Origin of the sequence: Microlunatus panaciterrae (assembly GCF_016907535.1) — a bacterium.
GTDB classification, from domain to species: Bacteria; Actinomycetota; Actinomycetes; order Propionibacteriales; family Propionibacteriaceae; genus Microlunatus; species Microlunatus panaciterrae.
In genome coordinates, this window is the sequence record NZ_JAFBCF010000001.1 from 3,970,334 (window position 1) to 3,987,963 (window position 17,630).

Below are 17,630 nucleotides of genomic sequence, written 5' to 3' on the forward strand. Positions count from 1 at the left end.
GTCAGCCGCCCAGTGCGGCCGCGGCACGGCGACCGGCCTCGACCAACCAGCGACGAGGCTCGGCCATCGCCGCCTCCGTCGAGCCGGCCAGGTCGACCAGGGCCTGGGTCCAGACGTCGTCCAGCTGGGTGGCGACCTGGCCCGCCACCACCCCCCGGCGGGCTCCCGCAGCGGCGGCGAGGCCCAGGGTGTGGCCGACGACCTTGCCGGTCAGCGACGTCGGGTCGAACCGACCCTCCCCGCTGAGCACCACATCGGCGTCGGCGACCGCCTCGTCCAGACCGCTCAACCGGGAGATGTAGGGGGCTCCGGCCTCGATCCGACCGCCCAGCGCCTGGACCAGGCCGTAGCCGATGCCACCCGCCGCCCCCATGCCGGGTAGATCGGTGCGGCCTCCGAGCAGGCCGGCGAGGCGGGCCAGCCCGGCCTCGAGGCGGACGATCTGGTCCGGGGTCGCGCCCTTCTGCGGTCCGAACACGGCTGCCGCCCCGGCCGGCCCGAGCAGGGGCGCGGTTACGTCGGTGAGCAGCGTCAGCTCCGCAGGACGGCGTGCTTCGCCGCGGACGGACGCGAGCGACATCAGAGCGGCACCGCCGGCGCCGATCGGGCGTTCGTCCGGGTCCAGCAACCGGAGCCCCAGCGCTGCCAACGCGCCCGCTCCGCCGTCGGTGGAGGCTGAGCCGCCCAGGCCCACCAGGACGGTCCGGCAGCCGTGGTCAAGGGCCGCAGCGACCAGCTCCCCGACACCGGTGGTGGTGGCGGCCAGTGCGTCGGGTTCGGCCATCAGCGGCAGCCCGGAGACCTGGGCCAGCTCGACCACCGCAGTGGAGTCGTCGAGCTCCAGCCAGCAGCCTCGGACCGCGCGGCCGTCCGGGCCGGTAGCGCCGTCAAGCCAGTGTCTGCGGCTGTCGGGTCTGGCGGCCTCAATCGCGTCCAGGGTGCCCTCACCGCCGTCGGCCTGCGGCAGCAGCCGCACACGGTCGCTCGGTCGCACCTCGAGCCATCCCTCGGCCAGCGCCGCCGCGACCTCTGCTGCGGACAAGGAACCCTTGAACGAATCCGGGGCGATGACCACCGACAATTCCGACACGGACGCACTCCCTGGCTCTGGCTGTATGACGTTCGACTCCCCGCACCACCCGGTCGGAAGCGGGGGAAAAGCCCATGGCATAGTCATCGGCGCCGCACCCGCTGCCCCACACCCCGCTGACTTTCGCCGAAGGAGCTGAGCGTGCCCAACGATGCCGAGAAACTCGCCGAAGGCGATCATGCCAGAACGGACCTGGACCACCGCCCGGTGACCGGTGCCGGGGACCGCGCCGACCTGTCCGCGGACTCCGAGCCGGAGAAGCCGCTCGGCTCTCCCTGGGAGGACCTTCGTGCCTATGTCGCCGCACCCAGGCTCGGCAGCCTGGCGCTGGCCAACGACGGGACGCTGCTCGTCTCGGTGGCGCAGCTCGATCACAAGCAGACCGGCTACACCTCGGCCTGGTGGAAGGTCGACGCCCAGGGTCGCCAGCCGGCTCGCCGCTACACCCGGTCGGTGGAGGGTGAGGCCGCGGCAGCCTTCCTGTCCGACGGCAGCCTGCTCTTCACCTCCAAGCGTCCGGTGCCGGCCACCGGTGAGGAGGACGGCGGCGACGCCGGCGTCATCTGGTGTCTGCCGGCCGGCGGGGGCGAGGCCTATGTGGTGGCTCGCCGAGACGGCGGCTGGCAGGGGATCGTCACCGCCCGGGACGCCGAGCTCGCCCTGTTCGCGGCGGCCGTGCACGCCGGGGTCGAGGACGAGAAGGCCGACGCCAAGAAGCGGGCACTGCGGAAGAAGAAGAAGGTCTCGGCGATCCTGCACGAGGGCTATCCGGTCCGGTTCTGGGACCACGACCTCGGACCCGAGGAACAGCGGCTGTTCGCCGTCGACCTGACCGCGAGCCGTGTCGACGGAGACGGGGACTTCGCCCCGACCGCGGACCAGCTCCGCAACCTGATCCCGGACGCCGGCCGCGGGATCGGCTCGGCAGGGTCGCTCAGCGCCGCCGGTGACGTGCTGGTGCTGGACTGGCAGACGGCCAGGTCGCGAGGGGAGGTCGTCAGCTCGGTGATCGCTGTCGACGTGGCCACCGGCGAGCGGACGGTGCTGGCCGAGGACGACAACTACGAGTTCGTCGGTGCTGTCGTCAGTGCCGACGGCGGCCTGGTGGCCTGTTCGCGCGAGACTCCCTCGACGCCGGACCGGGCCCCGGACCAGCAGCTGTGGCTGATCGAGCGTGCGTCCGGCGAGGGACGGCTGCTGGCCGAGAACTGGGATCGCTGGGCCACCCCGGTCACGTTCTCACCGGACGGTCGGACGCTCTATGTCACCGTCGACGAGGACGGTCACGGTCCGATCTATGCCGTCGACGTCGCCACCGGTGGCCGCCGTCGGCTGACGGAGGAGGGCACGTTCGGATCGGTGGTGATGTCGGCCGACGGTGCCACCCTGTACGCCGTGCGGTCCTCCTACCTCGACCCGGGAACGGTGGTGGCGATCGGCACGGCCGGTGGTGAACTCACCGAGCTGAGGGCCCCAACCGACTACCCGGAACTGCCGGGTCGGCTCGAGGACGTGGAGACGGTGGCGGCCGACGGTGCCCGCGTACGCGGCTACCTGCTGCTGCCGGAGCGCGCCTCGGCCGAAGCACCCGCGCCGCTGGCGCTGTGGATCCACGGTGGGCCGCTGGGCTCCTGGAACGCCTGGTCGTGGCGGTGGTGCCCGTGGCTGCTGGTCTCCCGGGGCTACGCCGTCCTGCTGCCCGATCCGGCGCTCTCCACCGGTTACGGCCGAGACTTCGTCCAACGCGGCTGGGGAGCGTGGGGCGCGGCACCGTACACGGATCTGATGGCCATCACCGATGAGGCGGAGAAGCGGGCCGACATCGACGAGACCCGGACTGCGGCGATGGGTGGGTCCTTCGGCGGATACATGGCCAACTGGGTGGCCGGTCACACCGACCGGTTCGACGCCATCGTCACCCACGCCAGCCTGTGGAACCTGGAGTCCTTCGGTCCGACGACCGACGCGTCCTGGTACTGGGCGCGGGAGATGACGCCGACGATGCAGCAGGCAAACTCCCCGCACCGCTTCGCCGACCGGATCTCCACCCCGATGCTGGTGATCCACGGCGACAAGGACTACCGGGTGCCCATCTCGGAAGGGCTGGCCCTCTGGTGGGCCCTGGTGTCCGGCCACGACGGCGACCCGCGGGAGCTGCCGCACAAGTTCCTGTACTTCCCGGACGAGAACCACTGGATTCTCACTCCGCAGCATTCGATCGTCTGGTACGAGACGGTGCTGTCGTTCATGGAGAGCACCGTACTGGGCGGGAATTTTGTCCGGGCAGAGACGTTATAGCCGACGCAACTTGTCACGGTGTGATATGCATGCGCACGAAGTACCGTGCAGTACCTGGGCCTTAGACCCGGAAAGGGAAAGATGGCGACCGATTACGACGCCCCACGCAAGACCGATGAAGAGCTGAACGAAGACAGCATCGAGGAACTGAAGACCCGACGCAACGATAAGAACTCCGGAAAGGTCGACGAGGACGAGGCCGAGGCGGCCGAGGCCTTCGAGCTGCCCGGTGCAGACCTTTCGCACGAGGAGCTGACGGTGCGGGTGCTCCCGCGTCAGTCGGACGAGTTCACCTGTGCCGGCTGTTTCCTGGTCCGGCACCGCAGCCAGATCGCCGAGGAAAGGGCGAACGGCGACGCCTACTGCTACGACTGCGCCGGCTAGATCGGTTGCGGCATTTGACGCGCCAGCGGTCGCCGATGGCGGCCGCTGACGCGGTACCCGCTGGACCTTGAGCCTATGCACTTTCGCGAACGTCTCTCTGTACCGTTGGCCTACTGGGTGATCCTCGGGCTGTTCACGCTGTCGATGATGGCCGCGTTCTTCTTCTACCTGGGCCCTGGCTGGGCGATCGGCGTCGGCGCGTTGACGCTGCTGGCGATCGGGGCTGTCTTCTGGGCGGCAAGCACGGTCATCGAAGTCGGCGACGGAGCTGTCCGGGTGGGCCGGGCCATGATCGAGTTCGGCTACCTCAAGAACGCGTCCAGCCTGACAGAAGCAGAGATGCGGCTACGGCGCGGGCCCGGGGCGGACGCCCGGGCGTTCCTGGTGCTGCGGCCCTATGTCGGCACCGGAGTAGAGCTGACGTTGGACGATCCCGACGACCCCGTCCCGTACTGGTTGGTGGCGAGCCGGCGGCCGGTCGAGCTGGCTGCGGCGGTGCAGAGCCACCTTGCTGAGCGGCCCACGCGCTGACCCGGCCGCGGGCCCGTCGATAGGCTGACCCGGTGATGTCGGTTCAGATCCTGATTCAGCAGCTCGACCCGGAGCTGCCGCTGCCGAGCTATGCCCATCCCGGTGACGCGGGCGCTGACCTGTGTTCGACTGAGACCTTCGAGCTGACTCCGGGGGCGCGGCGGCTGGTGGGTACCGGGGTGGCCATCGCGCTGCCGGAGGGGTATGCGGCGTTCGTGCACCCGCGGTCCGGGCTGGCCGCCCGCAACGGGATCAGCATCGTCAACGCCCCCGGAACCGTCGATGCCGGCTACCGCGGAGAGATCAAGGTGTGCCTACTGAACACCGACCTCGAGCAGCCGGTGACCATCACACGCGGAGATCGGATCGCCCAGCTTGTGATCCAGCCGGTGAATAGGGCTGAGTTCGAACCAGTGGCACAATTGCCGCGTTCCATTCGGGGCGCTGGCGGGTACGGGTCCACCGGCGGGATCGTGGTCAACAACCAGCCAGCAGTCAGTCAGGAGCACGAGGCATGATCTTCAGGCGCAAGAAGAGCGTCGACGCGGACGAGGACGCCGGCCGCGACACCATCGCCGACGAGGTCGAGACCCCCGGCCAGGACCAGCCCGAGGACGCGGACCACACCGGAGAGGGCCCCACCGACGGCGAGGCGGAGACGTCCGCGGCAGAGCTGGATGTGGCGGCGCTGGACGCGCAGGAATGGCGCTCGGGCGGCCCCTTCGACATCACCGAGGTGACGGGCCGGGACTCCGACGGTGACGACGAGGAGGTGCCCGACGAGGACAGCGAAGGCGGGCCCCGGATCGACCTGGGAAGCATGATCCTGACCGGCTTCGACGGGATGGAGCTGCGGCTGCAGATGTCGGAGGAGACGAACCAGATCATCTCCGCGATGATGATCAAGGACGACTCGGCGCTCGAGGTGGCTGCCTTCGCCGCACCGCGCAGTGGCGGCCTATGGCCGGAGCTGCGCGAGGAGATGGTGGAGCACGCCGCCGAGCACGGGGGTTCGGCTGCCATGGTGGAGGGCCCGTTCGGCGTGGAGTTGCGCCGGCTGCTGCCGGTCTCCACCCCCGACGGCGACCAGGGCTACCAACCGTCGCGGATGTGGGTGGTCGAGGGGCCACGCTGGTTGCTGCGCGGCATCGTCTACGGCCGGGCCGCACTCGAGGACGGCGTCGACGCGCCGGTCGACGTGCTGTTCGACTCGTTTCGCAGCATCATCGTCCGGCGTGGTCTGGAGGCCAAGGCGCCCGGCGACCTGCTGCCGCTGTCGTTGCCTCAGAATTTAGCGCCCGCTCAGGGAGACGCTGACCTGTGACAAGGATTTCGTGGCAGAGTGGATACGGCAGTGAGCATGACGCCACACCGGCATCAGTCGGAACTTTTGGGAAGTGATGGAGATGACCGAGCAGCATCGGACCTACAAGGACGATGTCAAGGGCCGGGGGAACCTCTTTCAGCGAGCGCTACGCCGGCTCGCATCGTCGAACGCCGAACTCGAGTCCGAGGAGTTGCAGCGCCACGTCTCGGAGGCCGGAGCGGTGCCGATCAGCGACTGCACCGACCGTCAGGTGGTTGACCTGACCGGCACGATCTCGACCGTCACCATCGCCCCTCGCGGAGGTCACCCCTCGCTCGAGGTCGAGCTGCGCGACGGCTCCGGCGCAGTCACGCTCGTCTGGCTCGGCCGCCGCAGCATCCCCGGCGTCGACCCTGGCCGGTCGATCAAGATCCTGTCCGGACGGGTCAGCTGTCACGAGGGCAGCAAGATCATCTACAACCCGCGGTACGAGCTGCTGCAGACCCCGACGCCTCGGTGACCGGCTCACCGTCGCCGACGGAGGAGCCGGACCGCGAGCCGTCGGAGCGGCCGCGTTTCCGCTACGTCGAAGAGCTGGTCCGTCACGAGCTGTCGAGTTCGCTCGGCGGTCTACGGGGGATGGCTGAGGGTGCCCTGCCGTTCATCGCCTTCACGTGCGCGTGGGTGGTCGGCAGACAGCTCTATCCGGCGCTGGCTGCCGCCGTCATCGTCGCCCTCGTGCTCGGTCTGCTCCGGCTGCTGCAGCGGCAGTCGCTCAAGTTCGTCGCCCAGACGATCTTCCCGACCGCACTGGCCGCGCTGATCGCGGCCCGCACCGGCCGCGCGGAGGACGCCTTCCTGCCGGGCATCCTCTACAACGGCGCCCTGGCGCTGCTGTCCATCCTCACGATCCTGATCCGCAAGCCGCTGGTCGGCTTCATCATCGGCGCCGCCACCGGCGACCCGACCGGCTGGGCGAGGGACCGCGGCCTGGTCCGGATGACGGCGAAGCTGACCGCCGTGCTCGCCGTGCCGTATGTGCTGCGCTTCGTGGTCCAGCTGCCGCTCTATCTCAGCGGCCAGGTGGTGGCGCTGGGGGTGGCCAAGGTCGCACTCGGCTGGCCGTTGCTTCTCGGCGCCCTGTTCGTGATCGGCCTGCTGCTGTCCCGCGGACGGACACCGATCGAGGACTCTGTCCTCGTACGCACCGAGGGCAACGGGTAGCAGGGGTCAGCGGCTCGGGGTGACGATCTGCGGGCTGACACCCTTCGGCGAGAGCATCTCGCCCAGCTCGCGCTCGTAGTCCTGCGCAGTGACGAACAGGAGCTCGTCCCTCGCCTCCAGCGAACCGTCCCGGTCCGGCGGCCGGGCGTGGCCGTCGCGGATGATGGCGACCAGGACCACGTCGCCGGGCCAGTGCATCGTCCCGATCTGCTTGCCGACGGCTGGGCTGTCCGGCGGCAGGGTCATCTCGACCAGGTTCGCCTCACCCTCGTGGAAGGTCAGCAGCCTGACCAGGTCGCCGACGCTGACGGCCTCCTCCACCAGAGCACTCATCAACCGGGGCGTGGAGACGGCGACGTCGACCCCCCAGACCTCGTTGAACAACCACTCGTTCTTGGGATGGTTGACCCGAGCCACCGTGCGCGGCACCCCGAACTCGGTCTTGGCGAGCAGCGACATCACCAGGTTGGCCTTGTCGTCCCCGGTGGCCGCGATGGCCACATCGCAGCTGTCGACGCCGGCCTCCTCCAGCGAGGACAGCTCGCAGGCGTCGGCGAGCAGCCATTCCGCCTGCGGCAGGCTGTTGGGCTTGATGGCGGCCGGCTCCCGGTCGATCAGCAGCACCTCATGACCGTTCTCGACCAGCTCGGCCGCGATGGACCGACCGACGTTGCCGGCACCGGCAATAGCGACGCGCATCTCAGTGTCCCTTCGGAGGATCGCCCAGGATGGCTTCGACCTCGGCCAGTCGCCGGTCCTCGACCGCGGCATAGACCAGGTCACCGTCCTGGAAGATGGTGGAGTGCCGCGGCACCTGACCGGAGCCGAGGCGGCCCAGGAACGGGATCCTGGCGCCGGTGGCGGCCTCCATCTGGTCGATCGACTGACCGACCCAGGACCGGTTCACATGCACCTCGACCAGTCGCACCGAGCCGGACGGGTCACGCCACTGGGGTTCCGAGCCGGCCGGCAGCAGCCGCCGCAGCACCTGGTCGGAGGTCCAGCGGACGGTGGCCACAGTCGGGATGCCGAGCCGCTCGTAGACCTCGGCTCGTCCGGGGTCATAGATCCGGGCCACCACATTGTCGACGTTGAAGGTCTCCCTGACCACGCGGGCAGCCAGGATGTTGGAGTTGTCACCGCTCGACACGGCGGCGAAGGCCTCGGCATCGTTGATCCCGGACTCGAGCAGCACCTCCCGGTCGAACCCGACCCCCTTCACCGTCTTTCCAGCGAAGTCCGGGCCGAGCCGGCGGAACGCCTCGGTGTTCATGTCGATGATGGCGACGCTGTGCCCGCGCTTCTCCAGCGAACGCGCCAGCATCGACCCGACGCGACCGCAACCCATGATCACGATATGCAACTGGGGCTCCTCGAACTGACGTGGTGGATGTGACCGACCTCTGGCGCAGCACGCTACACCGATCAATCCCCCCGCACCGCAGGTGTGTAGTCAATCCCACCGCACCGCGGGTGCGTATGCAAGGGAGACCTCGGCTATCGAGCCGGATTGTGACCAGGGGTTCCCGGATCCGTGCCGAACGGGCATAGAGTGTCCGGACGTGAACCTCTCCGACGTCGGCAAGCGCGTCCTGATCGGACGCAAGTTGCGGAGCACCCAGCTGGGCGAGACGCTACTGCCGAAACGCATCGCGTTGCCCGTGTTCGCCTCCGACGCGCTCTCGTCCGTGGCCTACGCTCCCGACGAGATCCTGCTGACCCTGTCCCTGGCCGGTCTGGCCGGCTACGCCTTCTCCTGGAAGATCGCGCTGCTGGTGGCGGCGGTGATGCTGGTGGTCGTCGCCTCCTACCGGCAGAACGTGCACGCCTACCCCTCGGGCGGCGGCGACTATGAGGTGGCGACGGTCAACCTGGGAGCGAACGCCGGCCTCACCGTGGCCAGCGCGCTGATGGTCGACTACGTGCTGACCGTTGCGGTGTCGATCTCGTCGGGGGTGCAGAACGCCAAGACGGTGGCCCCCTTCATCGAGGGCCACGAGGGTCTGATCGCGGCCGGCGTGACGCTGCTGCTGATGGCACTGAACCTGCGGGGAGTGCGCGAGTCCGGCACCCTGTTCGCCATTCCCACGTACTGCTTCATGGTCGGGATCTTGTCGATGGTGCTCTACGGTCTGTTCCGGATCTTCGTTCTCGGTCACGCTGTCGAGGCCGACAGTGCGAAATACGGGATCCAGGGGGACCCGCGGTATACCTCCTTCAGCGGGTTCGTCATGATCGCGTTGCTGGCTCGAGCGTTCTCTTCCGGCTGCGCCGCCTTGACCGGTGTCGAGGCGATCTCGAACGGAGTGCCCGCCTTCCGGAAGCCCAAGAGCAAGAACGCTGCAACCACTCTGCTCCTGCTCGGCTCGGTTGCCGTCACCATGCTGGTCGGGGTGGTGCTGCTGGCGAACCTGACCGATCTGAGGCTGATCGACGAGCCGTTCTCCACCTACACCCTCAATGGGAAGCCGGTGGACGTCGTGGAGCAGACGGCCATCGGGCAGCTGTCCCGTGCGGTCTTCTCGAACTTCCCGCCCGGCTTCTACTTCGTCATCGCCTCAACGATGATCATCCTGTTCCTGGCGGCTAACACCGCCTTCAACGGCTTCCCGGTGCTCGGATCCATCCTGGCCCGTGACGGCTACCTGCCCCGCCAGCTGCACACCCGGGGTGACCGGCTGGCGTTCAGCAACGGCATCATCGTCTTGTCGTTCTTCGCGGTGGTCCTGATTCTCGCCTTCAACGCCGACGTCACGGCACTGATCCAGCTGTATGTGGTCGGCGTGTTCGTCTCGTTCACCGTCAGCCAGCTCGGCATGCTGCGGCACTGGACCCGGCACCTGAAGACCGAGTCGGACCCGGCCGTGCGGGCCCGGATGATGAGATCGCGGGTGATCAACGCCGTCGGCCTGACGATGACCGGGACGGTGTTGATCATCGTGCTGCTGTCCAAGTTCGTCCAGGGTGCCTACATCGCGATCATCGCCATGGTGGTGGTCTTCATCGTGATGAAGTCGATCCGACGCCACTACGACAACGTTGCACGGGAGACCGCCTGGGTGCCCGGCCAGTCCAAGACGCTGCCGAGCCGAGTGCGTGCCGTCGTCCTGGTCAGCAAGCTGCACAAGCCGACCCTGCAGGCGCTGGCGTTCGCCAAGGCCGCCCGTCCGTCCACCCTGGAGGCGCTGACGGTGGAGGTCGACCCCGAGGAGACCGAGCGGCTGGTCGAGCACTGGGATGCGGCCGACCTCGACGTCCCGCTCAAGGTGGTGGCCTCGCCCTACCGGGAGGTGACCAACCCGATCCTCGACTACGTGAGGAACATTCGCACTGACAGCCCGCGCGACGTGGTCACCGTCTACATCCCCGAGTACGTGGTCGGGCACTGGTGGGAGCAGGTCCTGCACAACCAGAGTGCGCTGCGGCTGAAGGCGAGACTGCTGTTCACACCAGGGGTGATGGTGACCTCGGTGCCCTACGTCCTGCAGTCCTCGGGCGGGACGCAGCGCCGGTTGGAGCGCGAGGGTGTCGACCGTGGGCTGGGCCGATTCGGCAATGAGTAGCGACCCGCCGCTGGAGGTCGGCCCACTCCGGATCGGGCCGGTCGCCCACGGCGGTCACTGTGTGGCCCGGCACGACGGGCGGGTGATCTTCGTCCGGCACGGCTTGCCGGGCGAGCTGGTGCGGGTCCTGATCACCGACCAGGGCACGGGCCGGTTCTGGCGCGGCGATGTCATCGAGGTCATCGAGGCCAGCGAGGATCGAGTCACACCGCCCTGCCCGATCTCGGGCCCGGGCGGGTGTGGCGGCTGCGACTTCCAGCACGTCGCGCTCGCTGCGCAGCGCCGGCTCAAGGCCGCAGTAGTCGCCGAGCAGCTGCACCATCTGGCCAGGATCGACTGGACCGGTACGGTCGAGCCGGTGCCGACCACCGGCGGCCAGGGAGCAGAGCCTTCCGGGTTGGGCTGGCGGACCCGGATGCGCTACCACGTGGACGCGGCTGGACGGTTGGGGATGCACCGGCACCGTTCGCACGAGGTCATCCCGCTGCCCGACCAGGGTTGTGCGATCGCCGCAGAGAGTTCGGGCCTGACCGACCGGCACTGGCCGCCCGGTGCCGAGGTCCAGGTGGTGCGGGCGACGAGCGGTCCGGTGGTCCTGGTGAACGGACGGACGCTGGGCGAGGAGACCCAGGGCGGGCCGGCGCCGGTCGGGGGACAGCGGCGGCCGACGGTGTCGGTGACCGAACGGGCCGTCGACCGGGACTGGCGGGTGCGGGCCGACGGCTTTTGGCAGGTGCACCCGGCCGCCGCCGACCTGCTGGTGCGCACCGTGCTGGAAGGGCTGCGGCCGCGGCCGGGAGAACAGGCCTTCGACCTCTACAGCGGGGTCGGTCTGTTCGCGGGTGCGCTCGCCGACGCCGGCTGCAGGGTGTGGGCGGTCGAGTCCGGCCGCTCGGCGGTGGCTGACGCGCGGCACAACCTGGCCGATGTCGCTGACCGGGTGAAGCTGGTGGCCGGCCGGGTGGACCAGCGCCTGGCGCAGCTGCCCGGCCGGAGCGACCTTGTCGTCCTCGACCCCCCGCGGAGCGGGGCCGGACGGGCCGTGATGCAGGCGATCGCAGCACGGAGGCCACGGTCGGTCGCCTACGTCGCCTGCGACCCCGCGGCACTGGGACGCGATCTCGGCACTGCACACGACCTCGGCTACGACCCGGAATCCATCCGCGCGTTCGACCTGTTCCCGATGACACAGCACGTCGAGTGCGTCGCCATCCTGACGCGTCGGTGATATCTTGATGTCGAGAGAGTTTTGAAACGACCGACGAGCCCGGGAGTGAACCGATGAGTGTCAACAGTTTTGGCGCGAAAGCCAGCCTGCAGGTCAACGACGAGTCATATGAGATCTTCCGACTCGATGCCGTCGAGGGGGCCGACAAGCTCCCGTACAGCCTCAAGATCCTGCTGGAGAACCTGCTCCGCACGGAGGATGGCGCCAACATCACCGCGGACGACATCAGGGCGTTGGCGGGATGGAACGCTGCAGCGGAGCCCGACACGGAGATCCAGTTCACCCCGGCGCGGGTGATCATGCAGGACTTCACCGGCGTACCGGCAGTCGTCGACCTGGCCACGATGCGTGAGGCGATGGCCGACCTCGGCGGCGACGCGACCAAGATCAACCCGCTGGCCCCGGCAGAGCTGGTCATCGACCACTCGGTGATCGCGGACGTCTTCGGCACCGCAGACTCGTTCGCCCGCAACGTGGAGATCGAGTACGGCCGCAACAAGGAGCGCTATCAGTTCCTGCGGTGGGGGCAGACGGCCTTCGACGACTTCAAGGTCGTGCCGCCCGGCACCGGGATCGTGCACCAGGTCAACATCGAGCACCTGGCTCGGGTCGTCTTCTCCCGCGACGTGGACGGCGCCACCCAGGCGTACCCGGACACCTGCGTCGGCACCGACTCACACACCACCATGGTCAACGGTCTGGGCGTGGTGGGCTGGGGAGTCGGCGGGATCGAGGCCGAGGCGGCCATGCTGGGCCAGCCGGTGTCGATGCTCATTCCGCGGGTGGTCGGGTTCAAGCTGTCCGGGCGGCTGCCGGAGGGCGCCACCGCGACCGACCTGGTGCTGACGATCACCGAGATCCTGCGCAAGCACGGCGTGGTCGGCAAGTTCGTCGAGTTCTACGGACCTGGCGTCTCTGAGGTGCCGCTGGCCAACCGGGCGACCATCGGCAACATGAGCCCCGAGTACGGCTCCACCATCGCCGTCTTCCCGATCGACAGCAAGACCACCGACTATCTGCGGCTGACGGGCCGCAGCGAGCAGCAGATCGCCCTGGTGGAGAAGTACGCCAAGGAGCAGGGACTATGGCACGACGACGACCGTGAGCCGATCTACTCCGAATACCTCGAGCTCGACCTGTCCACGGTGGTGCCGAGCATCGCCGGTCCGAAGCGCCCGCAGGACCGGGTGTCGCTGGCTCACTCCAAGGTCGGCTTCCGGGCGGCGCTGGCCGACTACGTCAAGGAGCCGGAGGAGGGCTACGACGAGTCGGTGGTCGAGAGCTTCCCGGCGTCCGACCCGCCCTCGCACGCGCACGGCAACGGTGCCGCTGCGCCGAAGGAGTTCGGCGAACACTCGCCGAAGGACCTCGGCCGGCCGAGCAACCCGGCGTCCGTGACGCTCGACGGGGCCGAACACCGGATTGATCATGGTGTGGTCACCATTGCGGCGATCACGTCCTGCACCAACACGTCCAACCCCAGTGTGATGCTGGGCGCGGCACTGGTGGCGAAGAAGGCCGTCGAGAAGGGCCTGACCCGCAAGCCGTGGGTCAAGACCACGCTGGCTCCCGGGTCGAAGGTGGTGATGGACTACTACGAGCGCGCCGGTCTCACGCCCTATCTGGACAAGCTGGGCTTCAACCTGGTGGGCTACGGCTGCACCACCTGCATCGGCAACTCCGGACCGTTGATCCCCGAGGTCAGCGCGGCGGTGAACCAGAATGATCTTGCCGCAGTGTCCGTGCTGTCGGGCAACCGCAACTTCGAGGGCCGGATCAACCCGGATGTGAAGATGAACTACCTGGCCAGCCCGCCGCTGGTGGTGGTCTACGCGCTCGCCGGGACGATGGACATCGACCTCTACCACGAGCCGCTCGGCGTCGACAGTGACGGCAACGACGTCTTCATGGCTGACATCTGGCCCACCGAGGCGGAGATCGACGAGGTGGTCGCCTCCTCGATCGGTGCGGAGATGTTCGCCAAGGACTACGCCGACGTCTTCGCCGGTGACCAGCAGTGGCAGTCGTTGCCGACGCCCGAGGGCCAGGTCTTCGAATGGGACGACGAGTCCACCTATGTCCGCAAGCCGCCGTACTTCGACGGGATGCCCGCCGAGCCGGAGCCGGTCACCGACATCGCCGGGGCGCGGGTGCTGCTCAAGCTGGGTGACTCGATCACCACCGACCACATCAGCCCGGCGGGGGCGATCAAGGCCGACAGCCCGGCAGGTGCCTACCTGACCGAGCACGGCATCGCCCGGGGAGACTTCAACTCCTACGGCTCGCGGCGCGGCAACCATGAGGTGATGATCCGCGGCACCTTCGCCAACATCCGGCTGCGCAACCAGCTGGCGCCGGGGACCGAGGGTGGCTTCACCCGCGACTTCACCCAGGGCGACGGTCCGGTGAGCACCGTCTACGAGGCCTCGGCCAACTACCTGGCCGGCGGCACTCCGCTGGTCGTGCTGGCCGGCAAGGAGTATGGCTCGGGCAGCTCGCGGGACTGGGCCGCCAAGGGCACCGCCCTGCTCGGGGTGCGTGCGGTCATCGCAGAGTCGTACGAGCGGATCCACCGGTCGAACCTGATCGGGATGGGCGTTCTGCCGCTGCAGTTCCCGGAGGGCGCGAGCGCTGACTCGCTCGGCCTCACCGGGGAGGAGACCTTCGACATCAGCGGGGTCACGGCCCTCAACGACGGCACCACCCCGAAGACGGTCAAGGTGACCGCCCAGGGGGTCGGAGAGCCTGTGGTGTTCGACGCCGTGGTTCGGATCGACACCCCGGGCGAGGCCGACTACTACCGCAACGGCGGGATCATGCAGTACGTGCTGCGGTCGCTGCGGAACAGGGGCTGACCGGGCGCGTCGCCCGTCTCTCAGGGCTCGGCAGGGCAGCCTCGACGTCGACCGGTAGCGGTTGTTCGGCGCGGGTGTGCTGCCAGGCCCTCGCCTGTCCGGGTGCTGGGCCAGGCCCGGCTGCTGGGCCATCTCCGGCTGCTGGCGCGGCCGGCGCCGACCCCCCACTGGCTACAGGGCGGCCGCGATCCGCTTGGCGTAGCCGTCCATCTCGCCGTCGGCGTACCTGGTTCGTGGCCAGAAGAAGCCGCGCAGCCCGTCACCCTTGGTGCGGGGCACAACATGGACGTGCAGATGGGGGATGGACTGACTCACCACGTTGTTGACCGCAACGAAGGTGCCCTGGGCTCCGAGCGCCGAACCGATCGCTGCTGCGATCTGCTGGGCCATCGTCAGCAGGCTCGGCATCAACGCCGTCGGCAGGTCGAGCAGCGTGTCGATGTGCGTCACCGGGGCGACGAGCACATGACCCTTGAAGACGGGTCGGTGGTCGAGGAAGGCGATCACGTCGTCGTTCCTGGTCACCACTGCGGCGTCCAGCTCTCCGGCCACGATCTGGCAGATCACGTCAGTCACAGCAGCCATCCTGCCTGATTCGTTTGCAGTGGACGAGGGCCGGCCCCGAGACTACAATCGAACACACGTTCGATCCCAGGAGGGCGCATGAGCACTCAGATCTACACCCCGCCGGGCTGGCCGGATCGGGTCAGGCCGCCGGGGGCACCCGACTGGGAGGCCACGGCCATCGCGTTCCTGCTGGACTGCTGCCCACCGGACTTCAGGGCCTATCCGGTGCTGCGCCGGCACCCGGTGGTGCTCGCCCGGTTTGCCGCCCAGTTCGTCGAGGGGCAGTATCACTCGACTCAGGAGGGCCTGGCCGGAGTGCGGGTCTCGCTGCACGACTATGTCAGCGCGGACGTCGTCGAGTCCGCGGCCGATGCCTTGCTGGAACAGAGCGCCCAGCTGGCCCGGACCAGGCGGGCGGTCGCACTGGTGGAGGAGGCCCTGAGAGGAAAGGTCTTCGTACGCCGGCTCTGAGCGGTCCACCGACATGGATTGGCCAGGTCGGGTGAAAAGGCCTGGAAGTGTGAAAGACCTGTGCAAACTGGGTGGTTTGCGGGCGGCATGTGAGTACTGCTCAGTAGCAACACGTAAACTCGCACGCATGGCCCTGTTGGACTCGATTGCCTCCCCGCGTGATCTACGCCCCCTGAGCACGCAGCAGCTGCTGCAGCTCAGCGAGGAGATCCGGGCGTTCCTGATCCACCAGGTCAGCCGGACCGGCGGCCATCTGGGGCCGAACCTGGGCGTGGTCGAGCTGACCATCGCGCTGCACCGGGTGTTCGACTCACCCCAGGACCCGATCATCTTCGACACCGGGCACCAGAGCTATGTGCACAAGATCCTGACCGGGCGTCAGGACCGGTTCCCGACGCTCAAGCAGCGCAACGGTCTGTCCGGTTATCCCAGCCGCGCCGAGTCCCGGCACGACTGGGTCGAGAACCAGCACGCGTCCACCTCGCTGTCCTACGCCGACGGCCTGGCCAAGGCGTTCCGCCAGCAGGGGCGCAAACGGACCGTCGTAGCCGTGATCGGCGACGGCGCACTGACCGGTGGGATGGCCTGGGAGGCGCTGAACAACATCGCCGCGGCGGACGACCTGCCGCTGGTGATCGTCGTCAACGACAACGGCCGCTCCTACACACCCACCGTCGGCGGCCTGGCCAACCACCTGACGGGGCTCCGGACCAACCCACGCTACGAGCAGATCCTCGACGTGATCAAGCGCAACGTCAGCCGGGCGCCGCTGGTCGGGCAGGCCGCGTACGAGATGCTGCACGGCATCAAGACCGGACTGAAGGACGTCCTTGCTCCGCAGGGCCTGTTCTCCGATCTCGGGCTCAAGTACGTCGGGCCGATCGACGGCCATGACGAGGCCGCGCTGGAGCGTGCCTTCCAGCAGGCCAAGCAGTTCGGCGGCCCGGTGCTGGTGCACTGCCTGACCCGCAAGGGCAACGGTTTCAAGGCCGCCGAGGACAACGAGGAGGACCGGTTCCACGCCGTCGGCAAGATCGACGAGGTGACCGGACGGTCCCTGTCGACCAGTTCCGCGCCGACCTGGACCGAGGTCTTCGCCGACGAGCTGGTCACGCTGGGCCGCGAGGACGACCGGCTGGTGGCCATCACGGCGGCTATGCTCTATCCCACCGGGCTGAACCGCTTCGCCCGGGAGTTCCCCGACCGCACCTTCGACGTCGGGATCGCCGAGCAGCATGCCGTCACCTCGGCCGCCGGTCTGGCCATGGGCGGTCTGCACCCGGTGTTCGCGGTGTACGCGACATTCCTGAACCGTGCCTTTGACCAGGTCCTGATGGACGTTGCCCTGCACCGGTGCGGCGTCACTTTCGTGCTGGACCGGTCCGGCATCACCGGTTCCGACGGCGCCAGCCATAACGGGATGTGGGACATGTCCATCCTGCAGGTGGTGCCCGGTCTGTATCTTGCGGCCCCGCGGGACGCCACCCGGTTGCGGGAAGCGCTCCGGCGGGCGACGAGCATCGACGACGGCCCTAGTGTGATCCGCTACTCGAAGGAGTCGGTGCCTGACGACATCGCGGCGGTCGAGCAGGTCGACGGAGTGGATGTGCTGCTCAAGAACGAGAACCCGCGGGTGCTGGTGGTCGGCTACGGCCAGATGGTGGAGACCGCGCTCGGCGTCGGTGACCGGCTCGCCGACCAGGGCATCGGCGTCACCGTGGTTGACCCGGTGTGGGCGCTGCCGGTGAACCCGGCCCTGGTCGAGCTCGCCGCCGGGCACGAGCTGGTCATCAGCATCGAGGACAACGGGGTGGTCGGTGGCTGCGGCGCCCGGTTGGCTCAGGAGATGCGGCTGGCGGGAGTGACGACGCCGGTCCGCGAGTTCGGGATCGAGCAGCGCTTCCTCGAACACGGCAGTCGTTCGGTTTTGCTCGAGGAGATGGGTCTCACCCCGCAGAACATCGCCCGCTTCGCGGTCGAAGCGATCGTGCGCAACGAGTCGCCGCTGCCAAGCTCCGCCATCGAACAGAGCTGAACCCGCCCATCGCGCTCCGAGCCCAGGCCGCAAAAAACGCGCTCCAAGCCGAGGCCGCCAAAAACGCGCTCTGAGCTT

At 68.6% G+C, this 17,630-nt stretch carries 16 protein-coding genes; 12 read left to right on the forward strand and 4 right to left on the reverse strand.

Features of this window, described 5'->3' with window-relative positions:
- Position 1: 1 nt before the first annotated feature.
- Positions 2-1,090 carry a glycerate kinase gene (locus JOE57_RS18035; RefSeq protein ID WP_338041381.1) on the reverse strand — a complete coding sequence of 363 codons (1,089 nt, stop codon included), beginning with the start codon at positions 1,088-1,090 and terminating at the stop codon, positions 2-4.
- Between the two features lie 141 nt (positions 1,091-1,231).
- On the opposite strand from JOE57_RS18035, the gene JOE57_RS18040 reads away from it, so the two are divergent.
- The 7 genes from JOE57_RS18040 (at position 1,232) to JOE57_RS18070 (ending at position 6,833) form a co-directional block, all read left to right on the forward strand.
- Positions 1,232-3,388, forward strand: a complete 2,157-nt coding sequence (locus tag JOE57_RS18040; RefSeq protein ID WP_338041382.1) for a prolyl oligopeptidase family serine peptidase — start codon at positions 1,232-1,234, stop codon at positions 3,386-3,388.
- Positions 3,389-3,469: 81 nt separating this feature from the next.
- Complete coding sequence (locus JOE57_RS18045) at positions 3,470-3,772, forward strand: DUF4193 domain-containing protein (RefSeq protein ID WP_204920022.1); 303 nt, start codon at positions 3,470-3,472, stop codon at positions 3,770-3,772.
- Positions 3,773-3,847: 75 nt separating this feature from the next.
- The gene (locus JOE57_RS18050; protein WP_204920023.1) at positions 3,848-4,303 is read left to right on the forward strand and encodes a DUF3093 domain-containing protein; all 456 of its coding nucleotides are present in this window, start codon (positions 3,848-3,850) and stop codon (positions 4,301-4,303) included.
- A 35-nt stretch (positions 4,304-4,338) separates the two neighbouring features.
- Positions 4,339-4,821 (forward strand): dUTP diphosphatase, encoded by a 483-nt coding sequence (gene dut, locus JOE57_RS18055; RefSeq protein ID WP_204920578.1) that lies wholly within the window; start codon positions 4,339-4,341, stop codon positions 4,819-4,821.
- Complete coding sequence (locus tag JOE57_RS18060) at positions 4,818-5,627, forward strand: DUF3710 domain-containing protein (RefSeq protein ID WP_204920024.1); 810 nt, start codon at positions 4,818-4,820, stop codon at positions 5,625-5,627. Before dut ends, JOE57_RS18060 begins: the two co-directional genes overlap by 4 nt.
- Before the next feature lie 82 nt (positions 5,628-5,709).
- On the forward strand, positions 5,710-6,129 hold the full coding sequence (locus JOE57_RS18065) for an OB-fold nucleic acid binding domain-containing protein (protein WP_204920025.1): 420 nt from the start codon (positions 5,710-5,712) through the stop codon (positions 6,127-6,129).
- On the forward strand, positions 6,126-6,833 hold the full coding sequence (locus JOE57_RS18070) for a DUF3159 domain-containing protein (RefSeq protein WP_204920026.1): 708 nt from the start codon (positions 6,126-6,128) through the stop codon (positions 6,831-6,833). The genes JOE57_RS18065 and JOE57_RS18070 overlap by 4 nt, the downstream gene beginning before the upstream one ends.
- Positions 6,834-6,839: 6 nt before the next feature.
- Here the strand turns inward: JOE57_RS18070 and JOE57_RS18075 are convergent, their stop codons facing one another.
- Both JOE57_RS18075 and JOE57_RS18080 read right to left on the reverse strand, forming a co-directional pair.
- A complete protein-coding gene (locus JOE57_RS18075; protein ID WP_204920027.1) occupies positions 6,840-7,532 on the reverse strand; it encodes a potassium channel family protein in 693 nt (230 codons plus the stop codon).
- A gap of 1 nt (position 7,533) precedes the next feature.
- Positions 7,534-8,181, reverse strand: coding sequence for a potassium channel family protein (locus JOE57_RS18080; RefSeq protein WP_239580190.1), 648 nt, complete (start codon positions 8,179-8,181; stop codon positions 7,534-7,536).
- A gap of 214 nt (positions 8,182-8,395) precedes the next feature.
- Between JOE57_RS18080 and JOE57_RS18085 the strand changes: the two genes are divergently transcribed.
- From JOE57_RS18085 to acnA, 3 genes are read left to right on the forward strand one after another with little or no spacing between them, the layout of a single operon-like run.
- Positions 8,396-10,396 (forward strand): amino acid permease, encoded by a 2,001-nt coding sequence (locus tag JOE57_RS18085; RefSeq protein WP_204920029.1) that lies wholly within the window; start codon positions 8,396-8,398, stop codon positions 10,394-10,396.
- On the forward strand, positions 10,389-11,624 hold the full coding sequence (locus JOE57_RS18090; protein WP_204920030.1) for a class I SAM-dependent RNA methyltransferase: 1,236 nt from the start codon (positions 10,389-10,391) through the stop codon (positions 11,622-11,624). The genes JOE57_RS18085 and JOE57_RS18090 overlap by 8 nt, the downstream gene beginning before the upstream one ends.
- Before the next feature lie 53 nt (positions 11,625-11,677).
- Positions 11,678-14,479 carry an aconitate hydratase gene (gene acnA / locus JOE57_RS18095; protein ID WP_204920031.1) on the forward strand — a complete coding sequence of 934 codons (2,802 nt, stop codon included), beginning with the start codon at positions 11,678-11,680 and terminating at the stop codon, positions 14,477-14,479.
- 171 nt (positions 14,480-14,650) lie between these two features.
- Here the strand turns inward: acnA and JOE57_RS18100 are convergent, their stop codons facing one another.
- Positions 14,651-15,064 (reverse strand): HIT family protein, encoded by a 414-nt coding sequence (locus JOE57_RS18100; protein ID WP_204920032.1) that lies wholly within the window; start codon positions 15,062-15,064, stop codon positions 14,651-14,653.
- A gap of 78 nt (positions 15,065-15,142) precedes the next feature.
- Here JOE57_RS18100 and JOE57_RS18105 point away from each other — a divergent pair, with 78 nt between their 5' ends.
- Together JOE57_RS18105 and dxs are read left to right on the forward strand one after the other, a co-directional pair.
- Complete coding sequence (locus JOE57_RS18105; protein ID WP_204920033.1) at positions 15,143-15,517, forward strand: hypothetical protein; 375 nt, start codon at positions 15,143-15,145, stop codon at positions 15,515-15,517.
- 127 nt (positions 15,518-15,644) lie between these two features.
- The gene (gene dxs / locus JOE57_RS18110; RefSeq protein WP_204920034.1) at positions 15,645-17,552 is read left to right on the forward strand and encodes a 1-deoxy-D-xylulose-5-phosphate synthase; all 1,908 of its coding nucleotides are present in this window, start codon (positions 15,645-15,647) and stop codon (positions 17,550-17,552) included.
- Positions 17,553-17,630: the final 78 nt, after the last annotated feature.

Excerpts from the sequence above, each read along its gene's own strand:
- JOE57_RS18050 (WP_204920023.1), top strand. The coding sequence starts at position 3,848 with ATGCACTTTCGCGAACGTCTCTCTGTACCGTTGGCCTACTGGGTGATC.
- JOE57_RS18045 (WP_204920022.1), top strand. The coding sequence starts at position 3,470 with ATGGCGACCGATTACGACGCCCCACGCAAGACCGATGAAGAGCTGAAC.
- JOE57_RS18090 (WP_204920030.1), top strand. The coding sequence starts at position 10,389 with ATGAGTAGCGACCCGCCGCTGGAGGTCGGCCCACTCCGGATCGGGCCG.
- JOE57_RS18100 (WP_204920032.1), bottom strand. The coding sequence starts at position 15,064 with ATGGCTGCTGTGACTGACGTGATCTGCCAGATCGTGGCCGGAGAGCTG.
- JOE57_RS18065 (WP_204920025.1), top strand. The coding sequence starts at position 5,710 with ATGACCGAGCAGCATCGGACCTACAAGGACGATGTCAAGGGCCGGGGG.
- JOE57_RS18105 (WP_204920033.1), top strand. The coding sequence starts at position 15,143 with ATGAGCACTCAGATCTACACCCCGCCGGGCTGGCCGGATCGGGTCAGG.
- JOE57_RS18075 (WP_204920027.1), bottom strand. The coding sequence starts at position 7,532 with ATGCGCGTCGCTATTGCCGGTGCCGGCAACGTCGGTCGGTCCATCGCG.
- JOE57_RS18060 (WP_204920024.1), top strand. The coding sequence starts at position 4,818 with ATGATCTTCAGGCGCAAGAAGAGCGTCGACGCGGACGAGGACGCCGGC.
- dut (WP_204920578.1), top strand. The coding sequence starts at position 4,339 with ATGTCGGTTCAGATCCTGATTCAGCAGCTCGACCCGGAGCTGCCGCTG.
- acnA (WP_204920031.1), top strand. The coding sequence starts at position 11,678 with ATGAGTGTCAACAGTTTTGGCGCGAAAGCCAGCCTGCAGGTCAACGAC.
- JOE57_RS18080 (WP_239580190.1), bottom strand. The coding sequence starts at position 8,181 with ATGGGTTGCGGTCGCGTCGGGTCGATGCTGGCGCGTTCGCTGGAGAAG.
- dxs (WP_204920034.1), top strand. The coding sequence starts at position 15,645 with ATGGCCCTGTTGGACTCGATTGCCTCCCCGCGTGATCTACGCCCCCTG.